This is a genomic window from Enterobacter sp. SECR19-1250, from assembly GCF_013391025.1.
Lineage (GTDB): Bacteria > Pseudomonadota > Gammaproteobacteria > Enterobacterales > Enterobacteriaceae > Enterobacter > Enterobacter cloacae.
In genome coordinates this window covers 1-3727 of record NZ_JACASJ010000200.1, presented here as the reverse complement: position 1 = coordinate 3727, position 3727 = coordinate 1, and the positions used below count along the sequence as shown (strand labels likewise).

General features: G+C 40.7%; 2 protein-coding genes and 1 pseudogene. 1 reads left to right on the top strand and 2 read right to left on the bottom strand.

Going from position 1 to position 3727, the window contains the following annotated elements:
- Positions 1-188: 188 nt before the first annotated feature.
- Entirely contained in the window at positions 189-2603 is a 2415-nt protein-coding gene (locus HX884_RS25610; RefSeq protein WP_256737198.1) for a glycosyltransferase, read from the bottom strand.
- 98 nt (positions 2604-2701) lie between these two features.
- Here HX884_RS25610 and HX884_RS25605 point away from each other — a divergent pair, with 98 nt between their 5' ends.
- Positions 2702-3412 (top strand): polysaccharide pyruvyl transferase family protein, encoded by a 711-nt coding sequence (locus HX884_RS25605; RefSeq protein WP_256737197.1) that lies wholly within the window; start codon positions 2702-2704, stop codon positions 3410-3412.
- On the opposite strand, the pseudogene HX884_RS25600 reads toward HX884_RS25605, so the two are convergent.
- Positions 3406-3727 (bottom strand): annotated as a pseudogene (locus HX884_RS25600) (IS1-like element IS1X2 family transposase); the annotation flags it as partial. The gene HX884_RS25605 and the pseudogene HX884_RS25600 sit on opposite strands and share 7 nt — an antisense overlap.

The following is a 3727-nucleotide window of genomic DNA, read 5'->3' as shown; positions in this document are numbered from 1 at the left end:
CTGATCGCCAGATCACGCTATTTAAATTCTGGAATTAGCTGCGGAATGACGGATGAAAGAGTTCAGGTATTGATGGCGGGATAAAAATACTCTGATATCAGGGGGTGAACTGAGTGCTCCTGAACAATTAAAATTCGCTGAAAGTTAACATTATTTTCGCGGAGCCCTTTTGGGCCCCGCATATTATTTTATTTTAACATTGACTTCACTTTCCGGGCCACCCGGCGAACCAGACTGGTGCCTCGTCTTGCGCCCTGGACATGAATTGCTTCATACAGAGCATTAAAGCGGTCATGGGCCCAACCATCTCTCTGCTGAGAAATAAGACCATCAATCTTATTATTTAAAAGTTGTAACTCGTTACTGACAGAATGACCGCCATTGATGCTGCGCAACCGACTCACTTCACTCTCAAGCTCATGAATCTTCTCGAGGTAGGAAGGTATCAACCCATGAATTGCTTCATACAGAGCATTAAAGCGGTCATGGGCCCAACCATCTCTCTGCTGAGAAATAAGACCATCAATCTTATTATTTAAAAGCTGTAACTCGTTACTAACAGAATGACCGCCATTGATGCTGCGCAACCGACTCACTTCACTCTCAAGCTCATGAATCTTCTCGAGGTAGGAAGGTATCAACCCCATTGCATAATTATATTTAACATTCTCATCCATAAATGGACGGAAACTACGGTAGTTGTTTTTAGTCTTATTTCCACTTAACAACATGCCGGAGTTTGCAACTCTATACCAAAATAGAGGTTCTGGGACGACTTGCAATTTATATCCCTGTAACGATATTTTTGCAAAAAACTCCCAGTCTTCATGACCTAAACCATAATCCTCAGTAAATCCGCCTACTTTTTCGAAAACTTCTTTTCTGATCAGCGCATTAGCATCACCAAAGCAGTTACTAAAGCTGGCGATATTTAAATCAGGTCCTAACGGAAGCCAGCAGTGCGTCATTTTACGGAACGGAGAAGGGAACTCCTCATCAAAAATAAGATCGCTTGGTGTGGTTAACACATCGGCCCCAGAGTTTAATGCTGCCGTAACAAATGTTTCCACCTCAAAAGGCTTAGCCACATTATCATCGTCCATAAACATCAGATATTCGCCGGAGGCGTGTCGCGCAGCCAAATTCCTTGCAGCGCCCAGATAGTTATTAGAACTACGGACGATTTTCCAGCCTCGAGAGTTAAAATCATTCTCGATGAGATTCAAATAACGATCAGACTCTTCCGTCGTACTTCCATCATCAACCAGGATGACCTCAATATTTTGGTAAGTTTGAGATTTTATTGAGGCGAGTGCTTGCTGGAGCAAATGGTGACGTTCGAAGTGAGTGATACACACGCTAACTAACGGGCTGTTAGATTCATCGATTTTCTTGAATGCGCAGTTTTTTTTCCGTTCAACTGCGGCAAACCAAGCTTCTTTAATATTGTCTTGTGATTCAGTAAGCCCTGGTTTGATATTTATATTTTTTAAGCGATAGTGAATTTTTTCGTATAAATCAACAGGTGTCGGAGTAAATAGAACTTCCGCATGATGTTCCTGCGGAATAAGTTCTGGAATTCCACCAACATTTGAGGCGAGGAAATTAACGTTATTAATCAAGCATTCATAAACAGTATAGGGGGAGTTTTCTACAAGCGATGGGATGATGACTAATACATTTTTTCTTTTTATATATTCGTTAGCGTTGGTACGATCATAATCGCTGATGATATTAACTGCGAGTCCCAAATTTTTAGTCTGATTCATAATATAAGTAAATGAATCAGTTTTCCCTATAGTAACATTTTTTCCGAGGAAGGTTACACCAGAGACGGTCTCTTTATCTTCGTCAGATATTTTTCTTAATGCGCGGAGGAATATGTCAAGCCCTTTATGGGTTTCAAGTCGACCGAAAAATACAAGCTCAACGCCAGAAGCTGGCTTTTCATTTGTTTTAACTATAACATCACTTCTCGCCTCAAACCCTTGAAATGGCTCACAATTTAAAATTACATGGCATTCTTCAGGAACATTCCAGTGTTTACTCAACATCCAATCAATTAAATACTGAGACGGACTAACAACCTCATCCGCCATTTCAACCACCATTTTCTCCATATAATAGAGTTCAAGATGGTTCTGATCATATGGGAGCTGGTAATTACCTTCATCAGCCCATAACGTTGAACTGTGAGTATTTACAATGAACTTCGTATTTTCAAAACCAGTGCCATTCTTTTTACTTAACAAAGTGTAATAAAGATCTGCCTGCCATTCACAAGAAATAACAGTGTCATAGATATTATTTTCTTTCAACCAGAGCAAAATTGAATAACTTTTCCTTCTAAAATAAGGTGCATCAATATTAATCTCTTTTACCAGTCCGGTGCTTAGCAGATTGATACCAAAGGTACTATAAATACGTGACCAGTCGCTAAATTTTGATACAGACGATTCCGAATAGTCACCACATGTATACAATACATCGACATCATACCCTTTTTTTGCCAAAGTAGTGGCAAGAGCAGTGAAAGCAGTACCAATGCCGCCGTTACGGACAGGCCCCTCAATGTCCGGCGTCATTATAAGAACTTTCTTCATTGTAACCTTTCCTTAGTAACCTAGACTTTTCTATAATAATGAGTGAGTTGAAGTAGAATAAGATAGCAATCGGTAGCTTTTGTTAAATAGGACAAAAAATGACCAACGCAGAGTTAAAACTTGATTTATTTCTAAAATCCTATCATCCATCTCATCGATTTGTCTATAAGGCAAACCCTGGTAATGCTGGCGATGGTGTAATTGCATCTGCGACGTATGACTTTTTCGAACGAAATGCTCTTACCTATACCCCTTACAGAGATGGCGAGCGCTACAGTTCTGATACTGATATTTTAATTTTTGGCGGCGGAGGAAACCTCATAGAAGGATTGTATTCTGAAGGTCGTGATTTTATCCAGAATAATATTGGAAAATTTCATAAAGTAATAATAATGCCGTCGACAATCAGAGGGTATAGCGATTTACTCACCAACAACATTGATAAGTTAGTTGTTTTTTGCCGCGAAGATATCACTTTCGATTATATTAAATCTCTCAACTACGAACCAAACAAGAACGTATTCATTACTGATGACATGGCATTTTATCTCGATCTTAGTAAGTACCTGTCACTTAAACCTGTCTATAAAAAACAGGCCAACTGCTTCAGAACGGACTCCGAATCTCTAACTGGAGACTATAAAGAAAACAATCATGATATTTCGCTCACCTGGAACGGTGACTATTGGGATAATGAATTTCTGGCACGCAACTCTACCCGTTGCATGTTAAACTTTCTTGAAGAGTATAAAATTGTCAATACCGACAGGCTTCATGTTGCAATCTTGGTAATGACTCCAACTTACTGATAGTGTTTTATGTTCAGATAATGCCCGATGACTTTGTCATGCAGCTCCACCGATTTTGAGAACGACAGTGACTTCCTGCCCAGCCTTGCCAGATGCTGCCTCAGATTCAGGTTATGCCGCTCAATGCGCTGCGTATATCGCTTGCTGATAACGTGCAGTTCTCCCTTCAGGCGTGATTCATACAGCGGCCAGCCATCCGTCATCCATACCACGACCTCAAAGGCCGACAGCAGGCTCAGAAGACGCTCCAGCGTGGCCAACGTGCGTTCACCGAATACGTGCGCCACAACCGTCCTCCGTATCCTGTCATACGCG

Coding starts and splice junctions, on each gene's coding strand:
- HX884_RS25605 (WP_256737197.1), top strand. CDS start 2,702: ATGACCAACGCAGAGTTAAAACTTGATTTATTTCTAAAATCCTATCAT.
- HX884_RS25610 (WP_256737198.1), bottom strand. CDS start 2,603: ATGAAGAAAGTTCTTATAATGACGCCGGACATTGAGGGGCCTGTCCGT.